This window comes from Streptomyces roseicoloratus (assembly GCF_004117935.1).
In the GTDB taxonomy this organism is placed as follows: Bacteria; Actinomycetota; Actinomycetes; order Streptomycetales; family Streptomycetaceae; genus Streptomyces; species Streptomyces roseicoloratus.
This window is the reverse complement of sequence record NZ_SDOY01000141.1, coordinates 1-25,957: the sequence shown is the minus strand read 5'-3', so window position 1 is coordinate 25,957 and position 25,957 is coordinate 1. Positions and strand designations below refer to the sequence as shown.

At 73.1% G+C, this 25,957-nt stretch carries 22 protein-coding genes; 8 read left to right on the top strand and 14 right to left on the bottom strand.

Annotated elements, in window-relative coordinates; all coding sequences use genetic code 11:
• The first annotated feature begins 41 nt into the window (after positions 1-41).
• A complete protein-coding gene (locus tag ESG85_RS22525) occupies positions 42-1,265 on the top strand; it encodes an IS30 family transposase (RefSeq protein WP_128977433.1) in 1,224 nt (407 codons plus the stop codon).
• Positions 1,266-1,411: 146 nt separating this feature from the next.
• Here the strand turns inward: ESG85_RS22525 and ESG85_RS22520 are convergent, their stop codons facing one another.
• On the bottom strand, positions 1,412-1,681 hold the full coding sequence (locus ESG85_RS22520) for a hypothetical protein (protein WP_128982082.1): 270 nt from the start codon (positions 1,679-1,681) through the stop codon (positions 1,412-1,414).
• 109 nt (positions 1,682-1,790) lie between these two features.
• Between ESG85_RS22520 and ESG85_RS22515 the strand changes: the two genes are divergently transcribed.
• Together ESG85_RS22515 and ESG85_RS22510 are read left to right on the top strand one after the other, a co-directional pair.
• A complete protein-coding gene (locus ESG85_RS22515; RefSeq protein WP_128982080.1) occupies positions 1,791-2,135 on the top strand; it encodes a hypothetical protein in 345 nt (114 codons plus the stop codon).
• A gap of 275 nt (positions 2,136-2,410) precedes the next feature.
• Complete coding sequence (locus ESG85_RS22510; RefSeq protein WP_128982078.1) at positions 2,411-3,682, top strand: L,D-transpeptidase; 1,272 nt, start codon at positions 2,411-2,413, stop codon at positions 3,680-3,682.
• A 60-nt stretch (positions 3,683-3,742) separates the two neighbouring features.
• Here the strand turns inward: ESG85_RS22510 and ESG85_RS22505 are convergent, their stop codons facing one another.
• Positions 3,743-4,609, bottom strand: coding sequence for a helix-turn-helix domain-containing protein (locus ESG85_RS22505; RefSeq protein WP_128982076.1), 867 nt, complete (start codon positions 4,607-4,609; stop codon positions 3,743-3,745).
• A 129-nt stretch (positions 4,610-4,738) separates the two neighbouring features.
• Here ESG85_RS22505 and ESG85_RS22500 point away from each other — a divergent pair, with 129 nt between their 5' ends.
• Positions 4,739-5,782 carry an NAD(P)-dependent alcohol dehydrogenase gene (locus ESG85_RS22500; RefSeq protein WP_128982074.1) on the top strand — a complete coding sequence of 348 codons (1,044 nt, stop codon included), beginning with the start codon at positions 4,739-4,741 and terminating at the stop codon, positions 5,780-5,782.
• 222 nt (positions 5,783-6,004) lie between these two features.
• Here the strand turns inward: ESG85_RS22500 and ESG85_RS22495 are convergent, their stop codons facing one another.
• The 6 genes from ESG85_RS22495 to ESG85_RS22470 all read right to left on the bottom strand — a co-directional run bounded on the left by ESG85_RS22495 (position 6,005) and on the right by ESG85_RS22470 (position 13,380).
• Positions 6,005-7,084: an RNA polymerase sigma-70 factor gene (locus ESG85_RS22495; RefSeq protein ID WP_246095219.1), complete on the bottom strand. Its 1,080-nt coding sequence runs from the start codon at positions 7,082-7,084 to the stop codon at positions 6,005-6,007.
• Between the two features lie 141 nt (positions 7,085-7,225).
• The gene (gene msrA, locus ESG85_RS22490; protein ID WP_128982072.1) at positions 7,226-7,885 is read right to left on the bottom strand and encodes a peptide-methionine (S)-S-oxide reductase MsrA; all 660 of its coding nucleotides are present in this window, start codon (positions 7,883-7,885) and stop codon (positions 7,226-7,228) included.
• 96 nt (positions 7,886-7,981) lie between these two features.
• Entirely contained in the window at positions 7,982-9,100 is a 1,119-nt protein-coding gene (locus ESG85_RS22485; RefSeq protein WP_181019086.1) for a hypothetical protein, read from the bottom strand.
• A 172-nt stretch (positions 9,101-9,272) separates the two neighbouring features.
• Complete coding sequence (locus ESG85_RS22480) at positions 9,273-10,382, bottom strand: hypothetical protein (protein ID WP_128982070.1); 1,110 nt, start codon at positions 10,380-10,382, stop codon at positions 9,273-9,275.
• A 62-nt stretch (positions 10,383-10,444) separates the two neighbouring features.
• Positions 10,445-12,031 carry a M48 family metallopeptidase gene (locus tag ESG85_RS22475; protein WP_128982068.1) on the bottom strand — a complete coding sequence of 529 codons (1,587 nt, stop codon included), beginning with the start codon at positions 12,029-12,031 and terminating at the stop codon, positions 10,445-10,447.
• Positions 12,032-12,273: 242 nt separating this feature from the next.
• Positions 12,274-13,380, bottom strand: a complete 1,107-nt coding sequence (locus ESG85_RS22470) for a tetratricopeptide repeat protein (RefSeq protein WP_128982066.1) — start codon at positions 13,378-13,380, stop codon at positions 12,274-12,276.
• 80 nt (positions 13,381-13,460) lie between these two features.
• On the opposite strand from ESG85_RS22470, the gene ESG85_RS22465 reads away from it, so the two are divergent.
• Complete coding sequence (locus ESG85_RS22465; RefSeq protein ID WP_128982064.1) at positions 13,461-14,615, top strand: cystathionine gamma-synthase; 1,155 nt, start codon at positions 13,461-13,463, stop codon at positions 14,613-14,615.
• A gap of 109 nt (positions 14,616-14,724) precedes the next feature.
• Here the strand turns inward: ESG85_RS22465 and ESG85_RS22460 are convergent, their stop codons facing one another.
• The 3 genes from ESG85_RS22460 to ESG85_RS22450 form a co-directional block, all read right to left on the bottom strand.
• Positions 14,725-14,976 (bottom strand): hypothetical protein, encoded by a 252-nt coding sequence (locus tag ESG85_RS22460; protein WP_181019085.1) that lies wholly within the window; start codon positions 14,974-14,976, stop codon positions 14,725-14,727.
• A complete protein-coding gene (locus ESG85_RS22455) occupies positions 14,973-15,416 on the bottom strand; it encodes a sigma factor-like helix-turn-helix DNA-binding protein (protein ID WP_128982086.1) in 444 nt (147 codons plus the stop codon). Before ESG85_RS22455 ends, ESG85_RS22460 begins: the two co-directional genes overlap by 4 nt.
• Positions 15,417-15,488: 72 nt before the next feature.
• Positions 15,489-16,001, bottom strand: coding sequence for a MarR family winged helix-turn-helix transcriptional regulator (locus ESG85_RS22450; RefSeq protein WP_164986294.1), 513 nt, complete (start codon positions 15,999-16,001; stop codon positions 15,489-15,491).
• 112 nt (positions 16,002-16,113) lie between these two features.
• Here ESG85_RS22450 and ilvA point away from each other — a divergent pair, with 112 nt between their 5' ends.
• From ilvA to ESG85_RS22435, 3 genes are all read left to right on the top strand, one after another.
• Complete coding sequence (gene ilvA, locus ESG85_RS22445; RefSeq protein WP_128982060.1) at positions 16,114-17,349, top strand: threonine ammonia-lyase; 1,236 nt, start codon at positions 16,114-16,116, stop codon at positions 17,347-17,349.
• A 292-nt stretch (positions 17,350-17,641) separates the two neighbouring features.
• Positions 17,642-18,709, top strand: coding sequence for an ATP-binding cassette domain-containing protein (locus ESG85_RS22440; RefSeq protein WP_128982058.1), 1,068 nt, complete (start codon positions 17,642-17,644; stop codon positions 18,707-18,709).
• 193 nt (positions 18,710-18,902) lie between these two features.
• Positions 18,903-19,706, top strand: coding sequence for an ABC transporter permease (locus ESG85_RS22435; RefSeq protein ID WP_128982056.1), 804 nt, complete (start codon positions 18,903-18,905; stop codon positions 19,704-19,706).
• 72 nt (positions 19,707-19,778) lie between these two features.
• Here the strand turns inward: ESG85_RS22435 and ESG85_RS22430 are convergent, their stop codons facing one another.
• From ESG85_RS22430 to ESG85_RS22420, 3 genes are all read right to left on the bottom strand, one after another.
• Complete coding sequence (locus ESG85_RS22430) at positions 19,779-22,097, bottom strand: protein kinase domain-containing protein (RefSeq protein ID WP_128982054.1); 2,319 nt, start codon at positions 22,095-22,097, stop codon at positions 19,779-19,781.
• 3 nt (positions 22,098-22,100) lie between these two features.
• Positions 22,101-24,560 carry a protein kinase domain-containing protein gene (locus ESG85_RS22425; protein WP_246095218.1) on the bottom strand — a complete coding sequence of 820 codons (2,460 nt, stop codon included), beginning with the start codon at positions 24,558-24,560 and terminating at the stop codon, positions 22,101-22,103.
• Between the two features lie 132 nt (positions 24,561-24,692).
• Complete coding sequence (locus ESG85_RS22420) at positions 24,693-25,916, bottom strand: IS30 family transposase (protein ID WP_128977433.1); 1,224 nt, start codon at positions 25,914-25,916, stop codon at positions 24,693-24,695.
• Positions 25,917-25,957: the final 41 nt, after the last annotated feature.

Sequence of the window (25,957 nt, the reverse complement as noted above, 5' to 3'; positions counted from 1 at the left end):
GGTTCTAGTGGTTGTCGCAACACCCCAGTTCAAGGGGTGCGATGGACTTCCAGATCCGAGCGGACCGGACACCGCAGGGGCGTAAGAAGTTGTCCCGGGAGCGGGAGGCATACTCCCGGCTCGTGCGGCAGGGATACAGCAACACCGAAGCGTGCCGGATTGTCGGCATCGATGAGCGGACCGGTCGGAAGTGGCGCAACGGCCGCTCCGGGGAACGCAACCGGAAGCCGGTACCACCGATCAATCTGGTGGTGCCGGCTTCCGGTCCGTCCCGATACCTGAGCGAGGACGAGCGGATCCACATCGCGGACCGGCTGCGGGAGAAGGCCACGGTACGGGCGATCGCCGCGGAGCTGGGCCGAAGTCCGTCCACGGTCAGCCGGGAGATCCGCCGCAACCGCACCGACGGCACACGCGGCCAGTGGCACTACCGCCCGCACGCCGCCCAGGCCCGCGCCGACGCCCGCCGTCCCCGCCCCAAGCCCCGCAAGATCCTCCGGAACCCCGAGCTGCGGGACGCCGTCCAGACGATGCTGGACGAGAAGTGGAGCCCGGAGCAGATATGCCACGCTCTGCGGACACAGTTCCCCCAGCGGCCGGAGATGCACGTGGTCCACGAGACCGTCTATCAGGCACTTTATGTCCAGGGCAGGGGTCAGCTGCGGCGCGAGCTGGCCGGCGCCCTGCGCTCCGGGCGGGCCCGCCGCAGACCCCAGCGGCAGGCGAACTGCCGCCAGCCGCGTTTCACCACCCCGATGGTGATGATCAGCGAACGGCCCGCCGAGGTGGAGGACCGGGCCGTTCCCGGCCACTGGGAGGGCGACCTGATCATCGGCAAGGACGGCAGGTCCGCGATCGGCACCCTGGTCGAACGCGCCACCCGCTACGTCATGCTCCTGCACCTGCCCGGCGACCACGGAGCCGAGGCCGTCCTGACTGCCCTGACCGCCACCGTCCAGACCCTGCCCGCCCAGCTGATGCGGTCCCTGACCTGGGACCAGGGCAGCGAGATGGCCCGCCACGCGCAGTTCACCCTCGCCACCGACATCCCGGTCTACTTCTGCGACCCCGCCAGCCCCTGGCAGCGCGGCTCGAACGAGAACACCAACGGCCTGCTGCGGCAGTACTTCCCCAAAGGCACCGACCTGTCCGTCCACGACCCCGAGCACCTGGCCGCCGTCGCCGACCAGCTCAACCGCCGCCCACGCAAAACGCTCGGCTGGGAAACCCCGGCCGAGCGCCTGCATAAACTACTCGCGGCCTGACCAACACGACCACGTGTTGCGACGACCCCTAGAAACCGCCTCGCCGGGGCGGCCCTTCGCCGTACAGGTCGTCAGGGACTTCAGCGGTGGTCAGGGACTTCAGCGGTGGTCAGGGACTTCAGCGGTGGTCCGGGACTGCGGCGGGTCTACGAGGCCCGGCCGCCGCGCCGCATCGCCAGGGTCACGAAGCCCGCGCCCACGCCCAGGAACAGCGTCCCGCCCAGCAGGTACGGAGTGGTGTCCGGGCCGCCGGTCTCCGCGAGCCGGCCGTCGTCCTGCCCCTCCGTCACGGCCGTCCGGCCGCCGTCGGCTCTGCCCTGCTCGCCCGTCGCGTTCGCGGACGGCACGAACCACAGAGCGCAGAGCAGTGTCCCCGCGGCAGTGGCGGTGAGCAGCGGGCGTCGGGCGACGGACACGTGTTTTCGATCCCCCTTGCGGAAACCGCGAACTGGTAGGTGGGCCGATGGTATTGAACACAGCGGGTCGCGGGAAACCCGAGGTCTCCCGGCGCTCTACGCTCCGCCCATGAGCACTTCCGAGTCATCACGCTATGTACGGCTTCGGGTCGATCTCGTCCTGGAGGTCGACGGGCCCGCCGAACTCACCGAGGCGGCCGTGGACCGCATCGAGTCCGACACGTCGCTGCCGGAGGAGGAGCGGACGCACGCCCGCACCGCCGTCGTCGAGGACAGCGCGGAAGCCCTGGCCTATCTGGTCGAGCCCTTCGACGTCGTCGGCACCGTCCCCGGAATCGAGCTGGTCCAGGCCTCCTGGAGCACCGAGGAGATCGACTACGACCCCGATGCGAGGGAGTGGGACGGCGAGGACGAAGATGGTGGGTGGGAAGACGACGAGGACGACCGCACCTGACTCCTCCGGACCGCGCTCCGACCCGACCCGTGCCGCGGCTCCGCCGCACGCACCGGCCGGACGCCGGACGGGTTCCGGCGGTGCGACGGCGGTGCGACGGCGGCAGGCCGGCGCAAGGCCCCGGGGCGTCGGTGTCCCGGGGCCTCCCCGCGCCCGGGAACCGAACGGACCGCCGGTGCGTGTGGATCAGTGGTGTTCCCCACAAACCCCCCGGTGACGGAACCGGGCGGGTTCTCATGGGTGTTTGAGTGGGAAGTGGCAGGTAGTCGGCGACGATGGAGAAGCATGTGATGACGGACGGCAAGCGTCGCAAGGGCCTGGCCGCCGCGGCCGCGGTGCTCGGTGGCGTGCTGGTGCTCTCGGCGTGCAACGACGGCGACAAGGGCGGCAGCGCCGCCGACCCCTCGCAGAGCGGACAGTCGCAGGCCCAGGTCGACGAGGCCGCCGCGCAGAAGACCTCCAAGGCGCAGATCACCATCTCGCCGAAGAACGGCGCCCAGAACGCGTCGATCAACGACGACGCCAAGGTCACCGTCACCGACGGCAAGCTCACGGACGTCACCATGACCTCCGCCGAGGGCACCGCCGTCAAGGGCGAGATATCCGCCGACGGCCTCAGCTGGAAGCCGTCCGGCCAGCTCAAGCGCGGCACCGTCTACAAGATCGCCGCGACCGCCAAGGACGCCTCCGGCCTCGAGGCCCACGAGAACTCCTCGTTCACCACGGTCTCGCAGGCCAACAGCTTCATCGGCAACTTCACGCCGGAGAACGGCTCCACGGTCGGCGTCGGCATGCCGGTCTCGATCAACTTCAACAAGGCGATCACCGACAAGAAGGCCGTCCAGAGCGGCATCACCGTCTCCTCCAGCTCCGGCCAGGAGGTCGTCGGCCACTGGTTCAACTCCACGCGGCTCGACTTCCGCCCGGAGAACTACTGGTCCGAGGGCTCGACCGTCACCATGAAGCTGAACCTCGACGGTGTCGAGGGCGCGGACGGCGTCTACGGCGTCCAGCAGAAGACCGTCACCTTCAAGATCGGCCGCAACCAGGTCTCCACGGTCGACGTCAAGACGAAGACGATGACCGTCAAGCAGGACGGCCGCACCGTCAAGACCATCCCGATCTCCGCCGGCTCCCCGGAGAACACCACCTACAACGGCCAGATGGTGATCTCCGAGAAGTTCAAGGAGACCCGGATGAACGGCGCCACCGTCGGCTTCACCGACGACGACGGCAAGGGCGAGTACGACATCAAGGACGTGCCGCACGCCATGCGCCTGTCCACCTCCGGCACCTTCATCCACGGCAACTACTGGGGTGCCCGCTCCATCTTCGGCAGCGTGAACACCAGCCACGGCTGCGTGGGCCTCGCCGACGTCAAGGGCGCCGGCGACCCCAACCAGCAGGCCGCCTGGTTCTACGACCACTCGATCGTCGGCGACGTCGTCATCGTCAAGAACTCCGCGGACAAGACGATCGCTCCCGACAACGGCCTCAACGGCTGGAACATGAGCTGGTCGGCGTGGAAGGCCGGCTCCGCCGTCTGATCCGCCCGCCGCTCGAAGCGGCCCCCTCCCGGGACTTCGCTCCGGGAGGGGGCCGCTGCGTCATTCCCGTACGTCCGCCGGCTCGTCCACGCCCCACTGCGCGAGCAGTCGCAGCGCGTCCGCCGACGGCGAGCCCGGCTCGGCGTGGTAGGTGACGAGCACGAGCTCGGGGTCGTCGCCCGAGACCTTCAGCGCCTCGTACTGCAGCGTCATCTCGCCCACCAGCGGATGCCGCAGCCGCTTCTGCCCGTGGCCCTTGTCCGTCACCGTGTGCGCGGCCCACAACGAGCGGAACTCCTCGCTCCTGACGGACAGTTCGCCCACCAGCGGCAGCAGCTCCGGATCGTCCGGGTACACCCCGGCGTACAGCCGCAGCACGCTCACGACCTCGGTCGCCTTGCACTCCCAGTCGACGTACAGATCACGCGCGTTCGGGTCGAGGAAGATCATCCGCGCCATGTTCCGCTCGCGCGGCTCCCAGGTGGCGAAGTCGCCCATCAGGGCCCGCGCCAGCCGGTTCCAGGCCAGGATGTCGCCCCGCCGGCCCAGGACGAAGGCCGGCACGCCCTCCATGGCGTCCAGGAGGTGGGCCAGACCCGGCCGGATCTGCTGGGGACGGGCGCTCGCCGCCCGCTGCCGCTTCTTCGCGGTCGGCCTGGCCAGGTGCGTCAGATGGGCGCGCTCGGTGTCGCTGAGCCGCAGCGCCTTCGCGATCGCGTCCAGGACCTCCATGGACACGTTCTTGCCGTTGCCCTGCTCGAGCCGCGTGTAGTACGCCACGGACACCCCGGCCAGCTGCGCCAGCTCCTCGCGGCGCAGACCCGGCACCCGGCGGTGTCGCCCGAACTCGGGCAGGCCCACGTCCTGAGGCTTCAGACGTGCCCGGCGGGAGCGCAGGAATTCGCTGAGTTCGGCGCTGAGGTCCATGCGTCCCCAGTATTCCCGTCCACGGCCGGTAACGGACGTCCGTTCCTGTCCCTGCCAGTGGTAGGCACACCGGTCGTAGGCAGGACAGTGGTCTGGGTACGGCCGGAAACCTCCGGCAGGCTTGCCGCCATGACCACGAACGTTTCCGCCCTCGCCGCACCCGCCGCCAACGCCCCGCTGGAGCGCACCACCGTCCCGCGCCGGCCGGTCGGCGAGCACGACGTCCTCATCGAGATCACGCACGCCGGCATCTGCCACTCCGACATCCACCAGGCCCGCAACGGCTGGGGCGAGGGCATCTTCCCGATGGTGCCCGGCCACGAGATCGCCGGAATCGTCACCGAGGTCGGCCCCGGCGTCACCAGGCACCAGGTCGGCGACCGCGTCGGCGTCGGCTGCTTCGTCGACTCCTGCCGTACGTGCGCGTACTGCGAGCAGGGCCTGGAGCAGTACTGCGTCACCGGAGGCACCGGCACGTACAACGCCCTCGACAAGAACGGCGAGCCCACCTACGGCGGCTACTCCACGCACATCGTCGTCGACGAGAACTACACCCTGCGCATCCCCGAGGGCATCCCGCTCGACGCCGCCGCCCCGCTGCTGTGCGCCGGCATCACCCTCTACTCGCCGCTCGCGCACTGGCAGGCCGGCCCCGGCAAGAAGGTCGCGATCGTGGGCCTCGGCGGCCTCGGCCACATGGGCGTCAAGATCGCCCACGCGCTCGGCGCCGAGGTGACGGTGCTCAGCCAGTCGCTGAAGAAGCGGGAGGACGCCCTGAAGCTGGGCGCCGATCACTACTACGCGACCAACGACCCGGAGACCTTCACGGCCCTGCGCGACAGCTTCGACCTGGTGATCTCCACGGTCTCCGCGCCGCTGGACTTCGACGCCTACCTGAGCCTGGTGAAGACCGACGGCGCCCTGGTGAACGTCGGCGCACCGGAGGAGCCGGTCAAGGTCGGCCTGTTCTCCCTGATCGGCGGCCGCAAGACGCTGGCCGGCTCGATGATCGGCGGCATCAAGGAGACCCAGGAGATGCTGGACTTCTGCGCCGCGCACGGCCTGGGCGCCGAGATCGAACTGATCACCGCCGACCAGGTCAACGAGGCCTACGAGCGGGTCATCGCGTCGGACGTGCGCTACCGCTTCGTGATCGACGCGTCGACGATCTGAGGGCTGGGCGAGACCAGGCCGCGGGTTGACTGACTGCCGCGAGGCCGCGAGGCCGCGAGGCCGCCGGGCCGCCTGGCAGCCGTGCCGTCGGCGGCCTGGGGGCGCGGGGCGGCCCGGCCGGGTGGGGTGGCTCGGCCGGGTGGGGCGGCCCGGCCGGGTGGGGCGGTCCGGCGGCCTGGGGCCGCCCGGAGGGATCGCGCCAGGGCCCTTCGCCGTACGGGGTCACGACGAGGCGCGGCGCTCCTCGCGGCGGCGTCGCCTGACCTGCTCGGCGATGTCCCACGCGTCCCCGACCGGGCCCAGGTGGCCGAGCTTGTCCGGGTTGGACACCGCGCGGACCGTCTGGATGTGCCCGTCGAGCACGTCGAGCGTCCAGGCGAAGAGCACGTCGCCGTTCCGGTCGCGGAAGACCGCGCCGGGACCGCCGTTCACCTCGCGCGTCTCGCAGGTCACGGCGACGTCGAGCAGCATGCCGACGTACGAGGCGAGCAGACGGGCCACGTTGTCGGCGCCGACCACGGTCCTGGCCAACGTCGGCGCCTTGCCGCCGCCGTCGCCGACCAGCTGCGCGTCGGCCGACAGCAGCGCCCGCAGCCCGTCGACCTCGCCCTCCTGGAGGGCGTCGAAGAAGCGCGCCGCCAGCTCCTCCCGCTCCACCCGGTCCGCCTCGAAGCGCGGCCGCCCCTCCGCCATGTGCCGGCGCGCCCGCACCGCGAGCTGCCGGCAGGCCGCCTCCGAACGCCCCACCGCCGACGCGACCTCCGGGAAACCGAAGCCGAAGACCTCGCGCATCACGAACACCGCCCGCTCCAGCGGGCTCAGCCGCTCCAGGAGCAGCAACGCCGCCATCGACACCGAGTCCGCCAGCTCCGCCGAGCGCTCCGGGTCCTCGTACGGGTCGGCCAGCAGCGGCTCCGGCAGCCACTCGCCGACGTACTGCTCCCGCCGGACCCGCGCCGAGCGCAGCACGTCGATCGAGATGCGGGTGACGGTCGCGGACAGGAAGGCCTTGGGCGAGACGGGCGGGTTGGGAGCGGAGGCGTAACGCAGCCAGGTCTCCTGGACGGCGTCCTCGGCCTCGCTGACGCTGCCGAGGATCCGGTAGGCGAGGGAGAACAGCAGCGGCCGCAGCTCCTCGAACTCCTCGGTCCCACGAGCCCCGTCGGTCCCACGAGCCCTGTCGGTCCCACGAGCCTCGTCGGTCCCACGAGCCCCGTCGCTCTCGCGGGCCGTGTCCGCCGTGTCCGAACCGCTCATGGCGCTCTTCCTCTCGTCCTCGTCCTCGTCCTCGTCCTCGTCCACGGCGTCCGGGCGCCGTCCGCAGGCCGGCACCGGCGCCGGGAACGCCGCTCCACACTTCTGGGACGAGACAGCGGCGCGGCCTGTGACATCGCCCTTCCTCCGGCACCGCGGTGCCGGAGGAAGGGCGGGGGCGGGGCCGGCTCACTCCGCCTTCGCGACCCCGATCGGGCAGGAGACGCCCGTGCCGCCGATGCCGCAGTAGCCGGCCGGGTTCTTGTCCAGGTACTGCTGGTGGTAGGCCTCGGCCGGGTAGAAGGTGCGGTCGTCGGCCGGGAGGACCGTCGTGGTGATCTCGCCGTAGCCGGAGCCGGTCAGGACCTTCTGGTAGGCCTCGCGGGAGGCCTCGGCCGTCGCGGCCTGCTCGGGGGAGTGGGTGTAGACGGCCGAGCGGTACTGGGTGCCGACGTCGTTGCCCTGGCGGAAGCCCTGCGTCGGGTCGTGCGACTCCCAGAACAGCTTGAGCAGCCGCTCGTACGAGACCTTCGACGGGTCGAAGACCACGCGGACGACCTCCGTGTGGCCCGTGAGGCCCGAGCAGACCTCCTCGTAGAGCGGGTTCGGCGTGTATCCGCCCTGGTAGCCGACGAGGGTCGTGTACACGCCCTCGGTCTGCCAGAACTTGCGCTCGGCGCCCCAGAAGCAGCCCAGGGCGAAGTCGGCGACCTCCAGGCCCTCCGGGTAGGGGCCGAGCAGCGGAGTGCCGAGGACCGTGTGGCGCTCCGGGACGGCGAAGGCGGGCTCGGCGCGGCCGCCCAGGGCCTGGTCCGGGGTGGGGAGGACGGGGGTGCGGGACAGGAACATGCGGCATCTCTCCTCGACGGTGGCCTCAAGAAGAACGCGGCGGACCCCAGGGGGATTCCCTCCGGGGCCCGCCGCGTCCCGTCCCGGGAAGCGCACTCAGGAAGCGTTGGCCACGCACTCGTCGCGGGTGAGGCAGTAGTGCTCGGCCGGGTTCGCCCGGTACGACCACGGCAGCACCCCGACGTACCCGTCCACCCGGCGGAACTGCTCCACGGCCTCGTCCCACCGGCCTTGCAGGTTCAGGAAGTACGCCGCCAGATGACGGGCCTCGGGAAGCCGCGGGTGCGCCGGATCGGCGGCCGCGACGTCCGCGAGCAGCGCGTCGACCGCCGCGTACATCTCCGGCGTCCGGTCCACGTCCGTGGTGTCGGACGTGTCGTGCTCGAAGTGCGCGATCAGCGGGAACACCGTCAGCAGGCTGCCCGCCGGCGCCTCCGCCGCCGCCCGCACGGCGAACGCCCGGGCCAGGTCCTCCGAGCCGCGCCACTTGGCGCACCAGAACTGCAGCGCCGTCCAGTGCGCCTCGTAGTGGTGCGGAGCCCGGCTGGTGATCTCCTTCCGGATCCGGCGCATCTCGTCGTGTCCGCGACCGAGGCCGATCGCGCTCCACATCTCGCCGATGTACGGGGTCGGGTCGTCCTGCGGCGCCAGCGCCGCGGCCCGGACGTGCTGCTCGTCCGCGAGCGGCAGCGTGCGGTGGAAGCCCGCCGCCTGCTCGGCGGTGGTGTACCGCGCCCGTTGCGCGCCCCGGAGGTTCCAGGCGAGCTGGACGGTGGCGCGCGCCCGGACCAGCGCCGCACCCGGGTCGTCGGGGCGGGCCGACTCCCAGGCCGTCAGCCAGGCGTCCCCGTCGGCCGCCGCGATGCCCAGCCGCCCGGCGAGAAAGGACCGCCGCTCCCAGTCCCGGGCCGCGGCCGTCTCGTCGAGGAGGGCGGCGGCGGGCCTCCAGTCCCCGGCCGCGGCGTCGGCGAGCGCCACGGTCAGGGCCGGCTCCAGCGGTGCGGCGAGCTGGGTGTTCTGGCGCTCGGCGGGCAGCAGGCCCAGCGTGCCGAGACGTTCTGCGAGGAGCGCGGCGGCGGCCTCGTCCTCCGGTGACACGGAGCCGGACCGCCAGCCCTCGATGGTGCCCTGCACGATGGCCTTGAGGACGTACAGCCCGAGGCCCAGCAGGCCGAGGACGAGGGGGGTCAGCACGACCCACAGCAGAATGATCACGGTGTCCCACAGAATGACGATGCGTGCTTGAGCGACGTGAACACGTTGAGCGGCTTGAGCGGTTCGATGGGTTCGATGGGTTCGATCGGCTCGATCGGCCTGATCGGCCTGATCGGCTTGATCGGCTTGATCGGCTTGATCGGTTCGAACGGTGTGGCGGGAGCGGTCGGGGCTACTCCCCGCGGGCCTTCAGGACCTGCGCCGCCGTGTAGTCGCGCACGTTCGTGTAGCGGCCCTTCGGGTCGCCCGCGTAGCTCCAGGGCGCGGTGCCGATGTAGCCGTCGACGAGCCGGAACTGGGCGAGGGCCGCCTCGTACCGGTCCTGCCAGTACAGCATCCAGGCCACCATGTGCCGGGTTTCCGCGAGCCGCGGGTCGGCCGGGTCGAGCACGCTCTCGGCCGCGGCCAGGTCGACGAGGGCGGCGTCCGTGGCCGCCACGACCTCGGGCCGGTTGTAGAACTCCTGCGGCTCGAGGTCGGAGTCGTACGACTCCTGCTCGAAGTACGCCTCGAGGACGAAGTTCGTCAGCAGCTGCCCGGGCCGCGCGCGCTCGGCCCCGCGCCGGGCGAACGCGAGCGCGGCCTCGTGCGAGCCGCACCACTTGGCGCACCAGTACTGCAGGGCGCTGGAGTACGCGAGGTAGTTGAGCGGGTCGCGCTTCTCGATCTCGGCCCAGATGGCCTCGACGGCCTCGTGCGGGTAGCCCAGGCCCATCGCCAGCGGCAGCTCGCCGATGAACGGGCTCGGGTCGTCGCCCGCGAGCTCCTGGGCGTGCGCGAAGGTCTCGCGGGCCTGCTTCAGGACCCGGTGGAACGAGGCGAACTGCTCGTCCGTCGTGTGCTTCGCCAGCTTCGAGCCCCGGATCTCCCAGGCCAGGTACACCAGCGAACTGGCCTGCACGGCGGCCGCCGCCGGGTCCTCCGGCCGCGCCGCCCGCCAGGCGAGCAGCCAGGCGTCGTCCTGCACGGCCGCGTCCGCGAGCCGGCTGATCCGGCGCCGCCGCTCGTACCAGTCGCGTCCGGCCTCCTCGACGTACGCGGCCCCGGCCGCCCAGTCGCCCGCCTGCACGGCCTCCTTGGCGGCGGTGTGCACGGCGGACGGCGGGGTCAGGTTCTCGGTGTCGAGGCGGTCGGCGGGCAGCAGGCCGAGCCGGGCGGCCGCCTCGGCGTTCTTGGCGCGGGAGCCGCCCGAGCCGCCCGAGCCGCCCTTGGCGGCCCGGCGGTTCTTGATCCAGAAGTAGAGCGCGATCGCGATCACGATCAGCGGGAGGAGGCGGGCCATCGGCGGTCGGAGGTCCTTCCGGGGTGTGGGATGAGGGGGGAAGCGTTCGGACGGTACGGGCGTCAGCGCGCCGCGAGCGGTGCGAGCAGGACCCGCAGCGGGGCCGTGTCCGGGAGGTCCGCGGTGGCGGCGTCGAGGGCCGCGGTGAGCTGCTCGGGGGTTCCGTCCGGCAGGTCGAGGGTGGCGGGGCCGGTCCAGGAGAACTGCCAGCGGGCGTGCCCCGAGCGGAGGAGTTCTTCGGTGACCATGGCCGACAGGCCGCGGCGCAGCCCGGGGCGGGCGAACTCGCGGGCCACGCGGCCGGTGGCGGCCGAGGCCTCCTCGGAACGGGGCAGCCGGCCGGCGATCTCCCAGGCCCGGCCCGCGTCGATGGCGTCGAGCAGGGCCGGGAGGGCCGCCCCGCCGGCCGCCGCGCGCAGCTCCTCGGTGCCCCGGGCGACCCGGGCACTCATCGACTCGTGGACCAGCTCCGGCCACGCCAGGCGGCGCATCCGCCGGGCCTCGGGGCTGAGCGAGACGTCCTCGACGGCGGCGAGCGCCGTGTCGGGCGCGGAGAGCAGGGCGAGCGCGGGCCCGGTGCCCTCCGCCGAGCGCCCGTCGTCGGGCAGCGCCTCGACGCGGGCGACGCGCTCGGCCATCGGCGGGTGGGACTCGTACGGCGAGGCGGGCTCATCCGGCAGGTCCTCGCGCAGTCCGGCCAGTTCCTCCGCGCGCGCGGCGAGGAGATGCCGGACGCCGCCGAAGACCTCGCCGCGCGCGGGCAGCAGTCCGAACTCGGTGCCGAGGCCGGCGTAGGAGGAGAGGTAGAAGTCGTGGGCCGCGTCGAGCGCGGGGATCGCGCGCAGCGCCCGCGCGGTGGCGTCGCGGCCCGCGATCCGGGCGGCGGCCAGGTCGGCGGCCAGCTCCTGGCGGCGGGCGCCGGACAGGGTGGCGCGCAGGTAGAGGTTTCCGTAGGCGGTGTAGATCTTCGCCATGGTGCGGTAGGTGATGCCGGCGCCCGCGGTGTCGACCTCCTTGGCCGTCCTGCCCTTGGCGAGCCGCTTCCCGGCCTTCTGCTCCTGGCGGGCCCGCTCCCGCGCGACCTTGGCGTCGGCCTTCGCGTGGAACGTCTCGATCATGCGCGCGACCTGCACGCGCCCGCGCGCGGTGAGCGCCGTGAGCCGGGTGTCGGCGTTGCTGTAGTGGCCCAGTTCGTGGGCGAGGACCGCGCGCAGCCCGGCCTCGTCGAGGCCGGACATCAGCGGCAGTCCGATGTACATCCGGCGCCGTCCGCCGATCAGTCCGAGGAGGCGGGCGTCCTCGCCGACGGCGGCGTTGACGTCGGCGGTCAGCCGGATCTCGTCGGGGGCCCGGGTGCCGATCCGCTCCGCCAGTTCGCGGACGGTCGCCCACAGGCGCGGCTCGTCGGCCTCGGTGACCGGGAGCCCGCCGGGCTCGTCGTCGCGCGGGGTGCGCAGCATGAACAGGCCCTGGACTACGGGGATCGCCAGGACCACGCTGACGAAGAAGATCTTGATCCGGACGGCGCCCGGCGCCCACGCCCAGGCGGCCCAGTCGATGCCGCCGAGGACGGCGAGCAGCAGCAGGCCGAGCAGGTAGAAGCCGGACAGCAGTACGAACGCGCGCACGGCACGTAGAGTCGCGCCCATCGGGCAGGGTCCCCCCACGGGAAATTCGTGACGTCGAGCTCCGAGCTCCGGGCTCCGATGCTCCGGGGCCGCGGGCTTTGAGCTCCGAGCTCCCGGGCTCCGGGCTTCCGGGCTCCGGGCTTCCGGGCTCAAGGCTCGAGCTTCGGATTTTCGATGCTCGTTCGAACAGTGTGGGGGGAAGCGGAGTATCACCTACGCGCGGGTACGGCGTCCAGCCGATTCCGTGCCGCCGGTCAGACCCCCTACCGCGGCAGCGTCGCCGGGCTTCCGCCGTTCGCCTCGTACGCCGCCACCACCAGGTTCCGCCGCAGCGTGTACGCCGCCGCCGGGTCCGCCTCCAGCGTCCACGGCAGCGCGCCCACGTAGCCGTCCACCTTCACCAGGAGCGCCATCGCCTCGGCCCAGCGCTCCGCGCCCAGCAGGAACTCCACCAGCAGGTGCCGTACGTGCGCCAGCATCGGGTCGCCGACGCGCGCCGAGTGCACCGCGTACAGGGCGCCCTCCACGGCCTTCGTCACCACCGCGGTGCGGTGGAAGTCGACGCCGACGACGAACTCGGGCCGGTTCTCGAACACCGCGAACAGCGGCAGCGCCGCCAGCAGCGAACCCTGCGGTGCGCGCGCCGCGGCCGTCGTCGCGAAGTGGTCCGCCTCCTCGCGCGAGCCGTGCCACTTCTCGCACCAGTAGTGCAGCGCGGCCAGATGCGCGCCCATGTGCGTCGGCGCCCGGTCGATGACCTTCGCCCACAGCAGGTCGAACTCCTCGTGCGCGTAGCCGAGTCCGCGCGCCACGGCCAGCTGCGTGATGTACGGGACGGGGTCGCCCGGTGCGAGCAGCGCGGCCTGTTCGGCCGCCGACCGCGCCTCCTCCAGGATGACCCGGAAGTCGTTCGTGCCCACCTGCGCGGTGCGCCACGCCTGCTGCACCAGGAACTCCGCGTACACCTGCGCGCCGCCCGGGTCCTTCGGCGCCTCCTCCCGCCAGGCGCGCAGCCACGCGCCGCCGACGCCGGGCCGCTCGGCCAGCTCGAGCGAGGCCGCGCCCGAGAAGGCCTGGACCCGCTGCCAGCGCAGCTCGCCCTCCTGCTCGGTGCCCTTCAGCAGCTGCGACGCGGCCCGCCAGTCCTGCGTCGCCTGCACGACGTCGAGCACGTCGAGGAGATCCCGGTCCGGCCCCGGCAGCCGCACGTCCTGGTCCTCCTCGCGCAGGAATCCGTACGCCTCCGGGTCCGCCGCGTCGGGCGAGCCGGGCGCCACGCGGCGGACGGCACCGAGCCCGCTCCGCCGGACGAAGGGAACCAGGCAGCCGACGATCAGGCCCAGCGCGATCAGGAACCACAGAATCTCCATGCGTCCATTGTCCAGGACGCTCCGGCACACCTGCTGAGACACCGGGCGGCGGCCCCGGCACGGGACTACGCTCCTGCCTCATGAGCGACCAGCACTCCCACCAGAGCTTCGAGACCCGCGCCATCCACGCGGGCAACACCGCCGACCCGCTGACCGGCGCGGTCGTCCCGCCCATCTACCAGGTCTCCACCTACAAGCAGGACGGTGTGGGCGGACTGCGCGGCGGCTACGAGTACAGCCGCAGCGCCAACCCCACCCGGACCGCGCTGGAGGAGAACCTCGCGGCCCTGGAGGGCGGCCGCCGCGGCCTCGCCTTCGCCTCCGGCCTCGCCGCCGAGGACTGCCTGCTGCGCACCCTGCTCGTCCCCGGCGACCACGTCGTCATCCCCAACGACGCCTACGGCGGCACCTTCCGCCTCTTCGCGAAGGTCGTCCAGCGCTGGGGCGTCGACTTCTCCGTGGCGAACACCTCGGACGTCGAGTCGGTGCGCGGCGCCATCAACGACCGCACGAAGCTGATCTGGGTCGAGACGCCCTCGAACCCGCTGCTCGGCATCACCGACATCGAGGCCGTCGCGGGCGTCGCCCGCCAGGCCGGCGTGAAGCTGGTCGTCGACAACACCTTCGCCTCGCCCTACCTCCAGCAGCCACTGCCGCTGGGCGCGGACGTCGTCGTGCACTCGCTCACCAAGTACATGGGCGGCCACTCCGACGTCGTCGGCGGCGCCCTGGTGACGGCCGACGCGGAGCTCGGCGAGGAACTCGCGTACCACCAGAACGCGATGGGCGCGGTCGCCGGGCCGTTCGACTCGTGGATCGTGCTGCGCGGCATCAAGACGCTGGCCGTCCGCATGGACCGGCACAGCGAGAACGCCGGCAAGGTCGTCGAGATGCTGACCCAGCACCCGAAGGTCACCCAGGTCCTCTACCCGGGCCTGCCGGAGCACCCGGGCCACGAGGTCGCGGCCAAGCAGATGCGCGCCTTCGGCGGCATGGTGTCCTTCCGCGTCGAGGGCGGCGAGCAGGCGGCGGTCGAGGTCTGCAACCGGGCCAAGCTGTTCACCCTGGGCGAGTCCCTGGGCGGCGTCGAGTCGCTGATCGAGCACCCGGGCCGGATGACGCACGCGAGCGTCGCCGGCTCGGCCCTGGAGGTCCCGGCGGACCTGGTGCGCCTCTCGGTCGGCATCGAGAACGTCGACGACCTGCTGGCGGACCTGCGCGAGGCGCTGGGCTAGGGCGAACGCGTGAGGGTCCGGGTCCCGCGGGTCACGTCACGGCCCGGGCCCGGCCTTCGCGCGTACGGGCCGAGCCGGGCACCGGATCCGTACCGGCGACCGGCCCGGCCTACCAGCCCTCCAGCGGTGGTGTCGTGCCTGCCGGCGGGGCCTCCCAGGGGCGGGCCACCGACGCCCAGACCAGGAAGGCGACGGCCGCCGCGGCCAGCAGTGTCCAGCCGATCCGGCGGAGCACGCGGTCGCGGCGCAGGAGCCGGGTGCCGCGGGCGACGGCCCGGGCCGCGAGGTCGCCGGGCACGTGGGCGTGACCGGCCGCCATCATCCGGCGGACGGCGTCCTCCTTGCGCTCGTGGCGGCTCACGACGCCGCCCGCAGGTGGCTCACGGCCCGTGCGCAGACCGCCCGTACCCGGTCCTCGGGCACCCCGAGCAGCGCGGCGGTCTGTTCCTCGGCGACGCCCTCGTGGAGCCGGAGGACCACGACGAGACGTTCCTGCGGGGTGAGGGCGGAGAGGACTCCGCCCCGGCCGCGGTGGTACCGCCACGCGGTGCGGGCGAAGCGGGTCGCGAGACCGGAGCGGGTGACCTCGTACGGGTCCTCGCCGCGCAGCCGGTCCCAGTGCGCGTAGGTGTGCGCGAGCGAGGCGGTCAGCAGGTCCTGGGCGAGCGGGTTGCGGTGGGCGGGCTCGGTGGTGAGCAGCGTCGCGACGTGCAGCAGCCGCCCCGACGCCCCGGCCGTGAACGCGGTGAACTCCCGGGTGCGGTGGGCCTCTTCGCCTCCATGGCCGCCTGCGTGGCCGATTCCGGACTCTCGCACGTCCTCAGTTGAGGGCAGCGCGCGGCCGGGGTCAAGACCCGTGATCGGGCCGCGAGGTCACGACTTCGGCGCGGTGTCCTCGACGGCGGCCGGCAGACCCGACTGGCGTGCCGAGAGGGCGGAGTTGAAGCGGGTGAGGAGCGAGCAGAAGGACTCCCGCTCGGCGGGCGTCCAGCCCTCGGTGACCTCCGCCATCAGCTGCCGCCGCGAGGCGCGGACCTCCTCCAGGCGGGCCTGGCCGCGCGGGGACAGCTGGAGCACGACGGCCCGGCCGTCCTCGGGGTGCGAGGTGCGCTTGACGAGGCCGGTGTCGACGAGCGGGGCGACCTGGCGGGTGACCGTGGACGAGTCGATGCCCATGCCCGCGGCGAGCGCCTTGACGCCCATCGGGCCTTCCTGGTCGAGCCGGTTGAGCAGCAGGTAGGCGGCGCGGTCCATGGAGTTGCGCAGCTGTCCGGTGCCGCCGAGCCGGGTCTGCTCGGCCCGTCGGGCGAAGACGGCCACCTGGTGCTGGAGGGCGTCGAGGAGACCGGGGTCGAGCTCAGTCGTCATGTCCGGAGACGGGGGCATGGCTGTGGTGGCTCTCTCGTGCGGTGGGCGGGTGGTGGGGGACAGAGTACGCGGCGTTTCCCGGCTCCGTACCGGCGCTGCACGATCCGGATATGCTGCGAGACTTGCTGTCATGAGCTTCCGTAGGCCAGACCCCTTGCATCGGCTGATGCTCGACGACGTGCGCGGGGCGCAGAAGATGCTCGCCGGGGTGGCCCGGACGACCGCGATGGAGGGCAGCCGTCATCTGTCCTCGCTGGTCGGCTCGCCGGTGCACCTCAAGTGCGAGAACCTCCAGCGCACCGGTTCGTTCAAGCTGCGCGGCGCGTACGTGCGGATCGCGGGGCTGCGGCCCGAGCAGCGGGCGGCCGGGGTGGTCGCGGCCTCGGCGGGCAACCACGCGCAGGGCGTGGCGCTGGCCTCGTCACTGCTCGGGGTGCGCGCGACGGTCTTCATGCCGGTGGGGGCCCCGCTGCCGAAGGTGGCGGCGACCCGCGAGTACGGGGCCGACGTGCGGCTGCACGGGCACGTGGTGGACGAGACGCTGGCGGCGGCCGAGGAGTACGCGCGGGAGACCGGCGCGGTCTTCATCCATCCCTTCGACCACCCGGACGTCATCACGGGGCAGGGCACGGTGGGCCTGGAGATCCTGGAGCAGTGCCCGGAGGTGCGGACGATCGTCGTGGGCGTCGGCGGCGGCGGTCTGGTGGCGGGCATCGGTCTCGCCGTGAAGTCGGTACGGCCCGACGTGCGGATCGTCGGCGTGCAGGCGGAGGGCGCGGCCGCCTACCCGCCCTCGCTCGCGGCCGGCCACCCGGTGGCGGTCGAGTCGCCGGTGACGATGGCGGACGGCATCAAGGTGGGGCGGCCCGGCGACGTGCCGTTCTCCCTGGTCCAGGAGTACGTGGACGAGGTCCGCACCGTCTCGGAGGACGCGCTGTCGTCGGCGCTGCTGCTGTGCCTGGAGCGGGCCAAGCTGGTGGTGGAGCCGGCCGGGGCGAGCCCGGTGGCGGCGCTGCTGGCCGACCCGGGGGCGTTCCGGGGCGGCGGGCCGGTGGTGGCGGTGCTGTCCGGCGGGAACGTCGACCCGCTCCTGATGCAGCGGATCCTGCGGCACGGCATGGCGGCCGCGGGCCGCTACCTGAGCCTGCGCCTGAAGGTGACCGACCGCCCGGGCGCGCTGGCGACGCTGCTCGCGGTCCTGACGGTGGTGGACGCGAACGTCCTGGACGTGAGCCACGTACGGACGGATCCCCGGCTCGGCCTCACGGAGGCGGAGGTGGAGCTGCACCTGGAGACGAAGGGGCCGGAGCACTGCGAGGAGGTCGCGTCGTCGCTGAGGGAGGCGGGGTACACGATCCTGGGCTGAGCCGGGGCTGGGGTTCGGGCCCGGGCTCAGCCCGCGCCGCGGGCCGTGGCGCGAGCTCCGGCCCCTCTGTGCCCCCGCCCCGCCCCCGGCTCTGCCCCGGCCCCCGCCCCGGCCCTGAGGCTGCCGATTGCCGGTTGCCGCCCTCCACATCCGCCCGTAAATCGGTTGTGTGTCGCGATACATCGCGTTAGCTTGTGCCGTGGGTCACGGAAATGCCGGGCGCTGCCGATCCGGCGTACCTAGACTTGGACAGAAATGCTCAAATCCCGCCACATCTGCTGGGAGTACCCACATGGCAGGCGCGATCCACGCCGAAGGTCTGGTGAAGACCTTCGGTGACGTACGAGCCCTGGACGGCGTGGACCTCGACGTCCCCGAGGGCACCGTCCTGGGGCTGCTCGGCCCGAACGGCGCGGGCAAGACGACCGCCGTGCGCGTCCTCACCACCCTCCTGAGACCCGACAGCGGCCGGGCCGTCGTCGCCGGCATCGACGTGCTCGAGCGCCCCGACGAGGTGCGCCGCTCCATCGGCCTCTCCGGCCAGTTCGCGGCCGTCGACGAGTACCTGACCGGCCGCGAGAACCTCCAGATGGTCGGGCGGCTCTACCAGATGAACGCGAGGGCGGCGAAGGCCCGCGCGGACGAGCTGCTGGAGCGGTTCAACCTGGCCGACGCCGCCGACCGGACCGCCAAGACCTACTCCGGCGGCATGCGCCGCCGCCTCGACCTGGCGGCCGCCCTGGTCGTCTCGCCGCCCGTGATGTTCATGGACGAGCCCACCACCGGCCTCGACCCCCGCAACCGCCAGGCCCTGTGGGAGGTCATCCAGGAACTCGTCGCCGGCGGCACCACCCTCCTCCTCACCACGCAGTACCTGGAGGAGGCCGACCACCTGGCCCACGACATCTGCGTCGTCGACCACGGCAGGGTCATCGCCCGCGGCACTTCCGACCAGCTCAAGGCCCAGACCGGCGGCGAGCGCGTCGAGGTCGTCGTCCACGAGCGCGGGACGATCCCGGCCGCCCGCGAGGTCCTCGCCCGCTACGGCATCACGGGCGGCGGGCCCGGCGACATCACCGTCGAGGACCACACCCGCAAGCTGACCGTCCCGGTCACCGGCGGCGCCAGGATCCTCGCCGAGGTCATCCGCGACCTGGACGCCGCCGGCGTCGAGATCGACGACATCGCCCTGCGCCGCCCCACCCTCGACGACGTCTTCCTCTCCCTCACCGGCCATGTGGCCGAGCAGGCGGACGAGGAGAACGGCGGAGACGGGAGCGGACCGGGCAAGGGCCGCAGGCCACCGGGCGGAAAGACCGCGGACGGCCGGGCGGAGAGCAGGAAGGAGACCGTCACGTGACCGCGATGCCCGACATCCCGACGGGGCAGCCGGAGCGCGGCGCGGTCGCCCCGCCGGTCGGTGATCCCCTGGTCGTCACCGGGCGCACGCTGATCCGGACGACCCGCATCCCGCGTCCCGTTGGCAGAGCCGAGTGTCATGACAGCCGCGTACGAGCAGGTCGACGCGGGTTCGAGGGGAAGGGGGCGGGCGCATGAGCATGGTGACCGACAGCCTGGTCGTGGCGCGCAGGAACTTGATTCGCATGACCAGGATCCCCGAGATGATCTTGTTCGGGGTCATCCAGCCCGTGATGTTCGTGATCCTCTTCACGTACGTCTTCGGCGGTTCGATGAGTGTCGGCGGCAGCACCGACCCCGACGTCTACAAGAACTTCCTGATGGCGGGCATCTTCGCCCAGACCGTCACCTTCGCCACGGCCGGCGCGGGCGCCGGCATCGCCGACGACATGCAGAAGGGCATCATCGACCGCTTCCGTTCCCTGCCGATGGCTCAGGGCGCCGTCCTGACGGGCAGGACGGTCGCGGACCTCGTGCAGACGGCCATCACCCTGTTCGTCCTCGCGGTCGTGGCGCTCCTCGTGGGCTGGCGCACCGGTTCCGCCGAGCCGACCAACGCCGCCAGGGTCGCGGCCGGCTTCGGCCTGCTGCTCCTCCTCGGCTACGCCTTCACCTGGATCGGCGCGCTGATCGGCCTGTCCGTCCGCACCCCGGAGGCGGCCACCTCGGGCGGGCTGATCTGGCTCTTCCCGGTCACGTTCATCTCGAACGCGTTCGTGGACTCCGATCAGATGGCCTCATGGCTCCAGCCGATCGCCGAGTGGAACCCGTTCAGCGCCACCGTGCAGGCCTGCCGCGAACTCTTCGGCAACCCCGGCGTCTCGACGTCCGACGCCTGGCCGATGCAGCACCCGGTGTGGGCCTCGCTGATCTACTCGATCCTGATCATCGCGGTGTTCCGGACGCTGGCGGTGAGGAAGTACCGCCGCGCCCAGTGAGCCCGGGCGGACACAGCGGCCTTCAGAGGCCCCCCGGGTCGTTCCTGCGGGGGCCCTGATCCATGAACCGCCTCACGGCAGGTAGCCGGAGACGACCACGCCGTTGTCGAGGGCGAGGAACACCGCTCCTCCCGAGGGGAGACCGAAGGCGACGGGCTCGCCCTCGACCGCCGCGGCCGACTCCTCCATGCCCTTCGGCAGGCGGAAGGCCCGGCGATCCGGTGAGTCCGGAGGGTTCGTCAGGGGAGTGGTGTAGACGGTCGTCCCCTCTCCTGACAGAACCCGGTCGCCGACGACGGCCGTCCACTCCCCGCCCGCGCTCCGGCTCCACCGCTCGGCGCCGGACTCCAGGTCGTAGGCGTGCAACCGGTCTCCGTCGAAGACCGCCACGACGCCGTCGGCGTCCACCGCCAGGTTCCCCGTCACGGGGACGCCCCGGCCGATGGTCCGCGTCCGCCGCAGGGTGTCCGCGTCGAGCACCTCGACACCGTCCCCGGTGGGGCAGAGCACGCTCTTCTCGTGCACGACGATCTCGGAGCAACCGTCCGTCCCGGCCGCCCGGCCGGCCCGCCCGCCGGTGCGGGCGTCCAGTGCGTGCACCGTGCCGTCGCCGGGGACGTACACGCGGTCCCCGGCCGCGACCGGCGCCTCCGGGAACACGTCCACCCGGGTGCGCCAGAGCTCCTTCGGGGCACCGCCCTTGAGCGACACGGCGGTCACCAGGCCGCCCGAGGTCTCCTGGTCGGACATGTCCACATAGGTGGTGTAGAGCACGTCGCCGCGCAGGTCCGTCCCCTTCACCGCGTACGGCGCGCCCGGTGCGGCCGCCCGGCCCACCTGGCCGCCGTCCTCCCACCGGTAGCCGACGATCCCGTCGCGCCCGGTCACCCACACCGCGTCGCCGACGACCGCCGGGGAGTGCGTCCCGTCCCAGACCCGGTCCGCGCGCGGCGGCTTCGACCACAGCTTCTTCCCGTCGGCCGCGCGCAGCGCCACGACCGCCTCGCCGTCGCCCGTGCAGACCAGCGCCTTCGGCGTCAGCGCGCACTCGCCGATGGTGATCCCGGTGCTCGCCGACCAGGGGGACCAGTTCGCCGGGCGGGCGCGCAGGTCGGCGCCGTCCGCGCCGAAGTCCCTGGTCCGGCCCTCGGCGCCGGCGGGGTGGACGACGTGGTCGAGCGACGCCGGTGCGGTGCTCGCGGCCGGGTTCGCCCCGCCGCCGCCGGTGGCACCGGTGGAGCCGCCGGCCGAGGGGCCGCCGGCGCGGGTGCCGCCGCCGCTGCCGTCACGGTCGAGGAGGAGCACGCCCGCGGTCGCCAGGACCACGGCCGCCGCCGTCCCCGCGGCGAGCGCCACCCACAGCCGCCGGCGGCGCTCGGCGGGCGCGGCGGTGACCGCCGGACCGGAGACCATCGCGGTCGGGGAGTACGGCACCCGCGGTCCGATGGTCGGCAGGTCCGCCACTCCCGCTCCGGAGGCCGCGGCCTCGCCGATCTCGCGGGCCGCCTCCCCGTACCTCGCGAGCAGCGACAGGACGCCGCCGGGCCACGGGAAGACCTCCGGCGCCCCGCCGCCGAGGAGGCCGGCCACCTCGGCGGCCGTCGGCCGATCCGCCGGGTCGAGCCGCAGACAGCGCTCGACGACTGACCTCAACTCGGCGGGCACGGCGTCCAGTTCGGCGTCCGCCCGGCTGATCCGGAAGACGACCGAGGCCATCTCCTCGTCGTGGAACGGTCCGCGCCCGCTCGCCGCGAACGCCAGCACCGCGCCCAGACAGAACACGTCCGACGCGGGCACGACGGCGCGACTGCCGGCCAGATGCTCCGGCGACATGAAGCCCGGTGATCCGACGACGAGCCCCGTGGACGTCAGTGCCGTCGCCTCGAAGGCCTGCGCGATGCCGAAGTCGATCAGCTTCGGCCCGGCCGGGCCCAGCAGCACGTTCGCCGGCTTCAGGTCCCGGTGCAGCACCTTCGCCGCGTGCACCGACTCCAGCGCACGGGCCAGCGCGACGCCCAGGGCGCGTACCGCCTCCACCGGCAGCGGCCCGGTGGCCGTGACGGCCTCGGCGAGCGAGGGGCCCGGCACGTACTCGGTCGCCAGCCACGGCACCGCCGCGTCCGCGTCGGCGTCGACGAGCCGCGCCGTGTACGGACCGCTCACCGCCCTGGCCGCGGTGATCTCGCGCCGGAACCGGGCCCGGAAGTCGCCGTCGACCGCCAGGTCGGCCCGGACGGTCTTCACCGCGACCATCGCGGACGGATCGGCCGTCGGCGTCCCGGTCCGGCACGCCAGATGGACCTCACCCATGCCGCCCGCGCCGAGCGCGGCGAGCAGCAGGTACGGACCGGCGAACCGCGGGGGCCGTCCCGCCGGCAGGGGCTCCAGCACCGGCTACTCCTTCTCGTCGGGGAGTTCGGCGGAGACGACGACTCCCTGGTCGTACACGACGTGCGCCACGCCTCCGACCGGCAGGACCACCGGAGGACGGATCTCCAGAGCCATGTCGATCCCGCCCGCGCGGTTGTACAGGGACTCGGTGCGCGGGCCGGGCGCCCCCGGCAGCGGCACGGTGCGTTCCGTGCCGGGCCTGCCGTCCTCACCCAGCGGTACGAACCGAAGGCTGGAGAAGTCCGCGTACAGCAGACCGCGGTCCGTGAGCAGCGGGTCCGACAGGCGCTGGCCCTTGACGGTCTCCGTGGCGAGCCCGCCCGCCGGAAAGTGCCCGAGGCTCCGACCGGTGGCGAGGTCGAGGACGTGCACACCGATCGGGGCGGCCGTGTCGCTCAGCGCCGCCCAGCGCATGGGCCCCTGATCGAGGACGACGACCGCGCGGGCGGACACGGCCGTCGGCCAGGCACCCGACCGCGCGACGCCGGCGGGCACCGCGACGTGCCCGTCGCCCACCGGGGCGAGCGTGGTGGCGTCCAGACGGTGCAGGACGAGCGGAGCCGTGTTGCTCGCGGAGAGCGGCGCGCAGTAGGCGGACCGGCCCTGGACGTGCAGGGTGGCGCAGCCCACGGCCTCCGACGCGACCTGACCGCGCTGCTCGCCGGTCCTCGCGTCGAACGACACGAAGCCGGCGTCGCTCAGCGCGTACACCAGCCCGTTCGCGTAGGCGACGGGCTCGAAGTCCCGGAACTCCGCCCTCGACAGGTCCGCGTTGGTGAGCGACTTGGACCACAGCATGCGACCGTCGGCCAGCGCGAAGGCCGTGAGCGAGACGCCGGCGTCGTCCTGGGTCGGGACGAAGACCATGTCGTCGCCCACGACGGGCTGCGAGCGGAACCCGCCCCCCTCCATGGACTCCTGCTCCCAGCGGACCCCGCCGCCGCGCGCGTCCCGGACCTGGAGCCGGCCGGCGGACATCAGGGCGACGGACGAGCCGTGGACGGCGGGCACACCGGTGGACCCGGCCACGAAGACGGCACCGGTGGGCCCGATGAAGCTCCTGTTGTCGCGCGGGTCCGCCACCAGGTCCGCGGTCCACAGCCGCCCGCCGTTCGCCGTGTCCAGCGCCTCGAACCGCCCGTCCGTCGTCCGGCACACCAGCACCGTCTCGCCGGCCGAGCAGCCGAACGCGGGGGCGGTGAGCTTCGCCCGCCAGGGCTTCCAGCCGGCCGGCCGCTGCGCCGCGTTCTGCGGCACCACCCCCGCGGCGTCCGCCAGCCCCCGGTCGTCCACGCCCGCGACCCGCGGGACGTCCGCCCCAGGGCTCTGCGGGGCGCCGGCCTTCGGCCGGTCCTTCGCCTCCGCCGGCGGGGCCTTCCGCTCCGGCCACAGCAGGTACGCCCCCACGCCGCCCGCGACCAGCGCCAGCGCCAGCGCCGCAGCGAGCGGCGCCCGGCGGCGGCGCCCGCGCGGCGCCGGAGGGACCGCGGGCGCGCCCGGCGGAAGGGTCGGGAGCCGGTCGGAGGGCATCGGCGCCGGAGGGAGCTCGCGTGACGCCGCGCCCGTGGCGACGAGCCGGGCGAGTTCGCGACCGTACGCGCCGATCTGGTCCAGCACGCCCTGCGGCCAGGTCACGCGGTCGCCGCCGCCGAGGATCCGCACCAGGTGTTCGGGGGTGGGGCGGGCCGACGGGTCGGCGGCCAGACAGGCGGCGACGACCTCGCGGAGCTCCTCGGGGACGCGGCTCAGGTCCGCCTCGGCCTGCGACACGCGGTACAGCACCGCCGCCAGCGGGCCGTCACCGAACGGGTCCTCGCCGGTCGCCGCGTAGCAGAGCACCGAGCCCAGGCAGAAGACGTCCGAGGCGCCGGTCACGTGCCGGGCGCCCGTGACGTGCTCCGGGGACATGAACGACGGAGTGCCGACCATCATCCCCGTCGCGGTCATCGTGGTCGCCCCGCTCGCCCGCGCGATGCCGAAGTCGATGACCCGAGGGCCGTCGGCGGCCAGCATGACGTTGCCGGGCTTGAGGTCGCGGTGCAGCACCCCGGCGGCGTGCAGGTCCGCCAGGGCCCTGGCGAGCATCGTGCCGAGCGCCCGCACGGCGGGGACCGGCAGCGGGCCGCCGCGGCGCACGGCCTGCGCGAGGCTGGGGCCGGGGACGTACGCGGTGGCCAGCCACGGCACGTCCGCGTCCGCGTCGCCGCCCAGCGGGGCCGCCGCGTACGGGCTGGCCACGAGGCTCGCCACCCTGATCTCGCGCCGGAAGCGGTCACGGAAGGCCGGTTCGGCGAGGACCTCCCGGCGGACCGTCTTCACCGCGACGTACGTACCGTCGTGTTCGCCCGCCGCGCCCGGCCTGCGGCCGAGGTACACCTCGCCCATGCCGCCGGCGCCGAGCCGCGCCAGGAGTTCGTAGGGCCCGATCCGTTCGGGCGCGCCGGCGCTCAGCGGTAACAGCACGTGTGTCCTTCCCCCAGGACGTGACGGTCGGCCCGCATCATCGCACCGACCGGCACGGGTGTGCATGCACATGCCGAGGGCCGGCTCCCGTGGGCGGTTTCTAGGGGTCGTCGCAACACGTGGTCGTGTTGGTCAGGCCGCGAGTAGTTTATGCAGGCGCTCGGCCGGGGTTTCCCAGCCGAGCGTTTTGCGTGGGCGGCGGTTGAGCTGGTCGGCGACGGCGGCCAGGTGCTCGGGGTCGTGGACGGACAGGTCGGTGCCTTTGGGGAAGTACTGCCGCAGCAGGCCGTTGGTGTTCTCGTTCGAGCCGCGCTGCCAGGGGCTGGCGGGGTCGCAGAAGTAGACCGGGATGTCGGTGGCGAGGGTGAACTGCGCGTGGCGGGCCATCTCGCTGCCCTGGTCCCAGGTCAGGGACCGCATCAGCTGGGCGGGCAGGGTCTGGACGGTGGCGGTCAGGGCAGTCAGGACGGCCTCGGCTCCGTGGTCGCCGGGCAGGTGCAGGAGCATGACGTAGCGGGTGGCGCGTTCGACCAGGGTGCCGATCGCGGACCTGCCGTCCTTGCCGATGATCAGGTCGCCCTCCCAGTGGCCGGGAACGGCCCGGTCCTCCACCTCGGCGGGCCGTTCGCTGATCATCACCATCGGGGTGGTGAAACGCGGCTGGCGGCAGTTCGCCTGCCGCTGGGGTCTGCGGCGGGCCCGCCCGGAGCGCAGGGCGCCGGCCAGCTCGCGCCGCAGCTGACCCCTGCCCTGGACATAAAGTGCCTGATAGACGGTCTCGTGGACCACGTGCATCTCCGGCCGCTGGGGGAACTGTGTCCGCAGAGCGTGGCATATCTGCTCCGGGCTCCACTTCTCGTCCAGCATCGTCTGGACGGCGTCCCGCAGCTCGGGGTTCCGGAGGATCTTGCGGGGCTTGGGGCGGGGACGGCGGGCGTCGGCGCGGGCCTGGGCGGCGTGCGGGCGGTAGTGCCACTGGCCGCGTGTGCCGTCGGTGCGGTTGCGGCGGATCTCCCGGCTGACCGTGGACGGACTTCGGCCCAGCTCCGCGGCGATCGCCCGTACCGTGGCCTTCTCCCGCAGCCGGTCCGCGATGTGGATCCGCTCGTCCTCGCTCAGGTATCGGGACGGACCGGAAGCCGGCACCACCAGATTGATCGGTGGTACCGGCTTCCGGTTGCGTTCCCCGGAGCGGCCGTTGCGCCACTTCCGACCGGTCCGCTCATCGATGCCGACAATCCGGCACGCTTCGGTGTTGCTGTATCCCTGCCGCACGAGCCGGGAGTATGCCTCCCGCTCCCGGGACAACTTCTTACGCCCCTGCGGTGTCCGGTCCGCTCGGATCTGGAAGTCCATCGCACCCCTTGAACTGGGGTGTTGCGACAACCACTAGAACC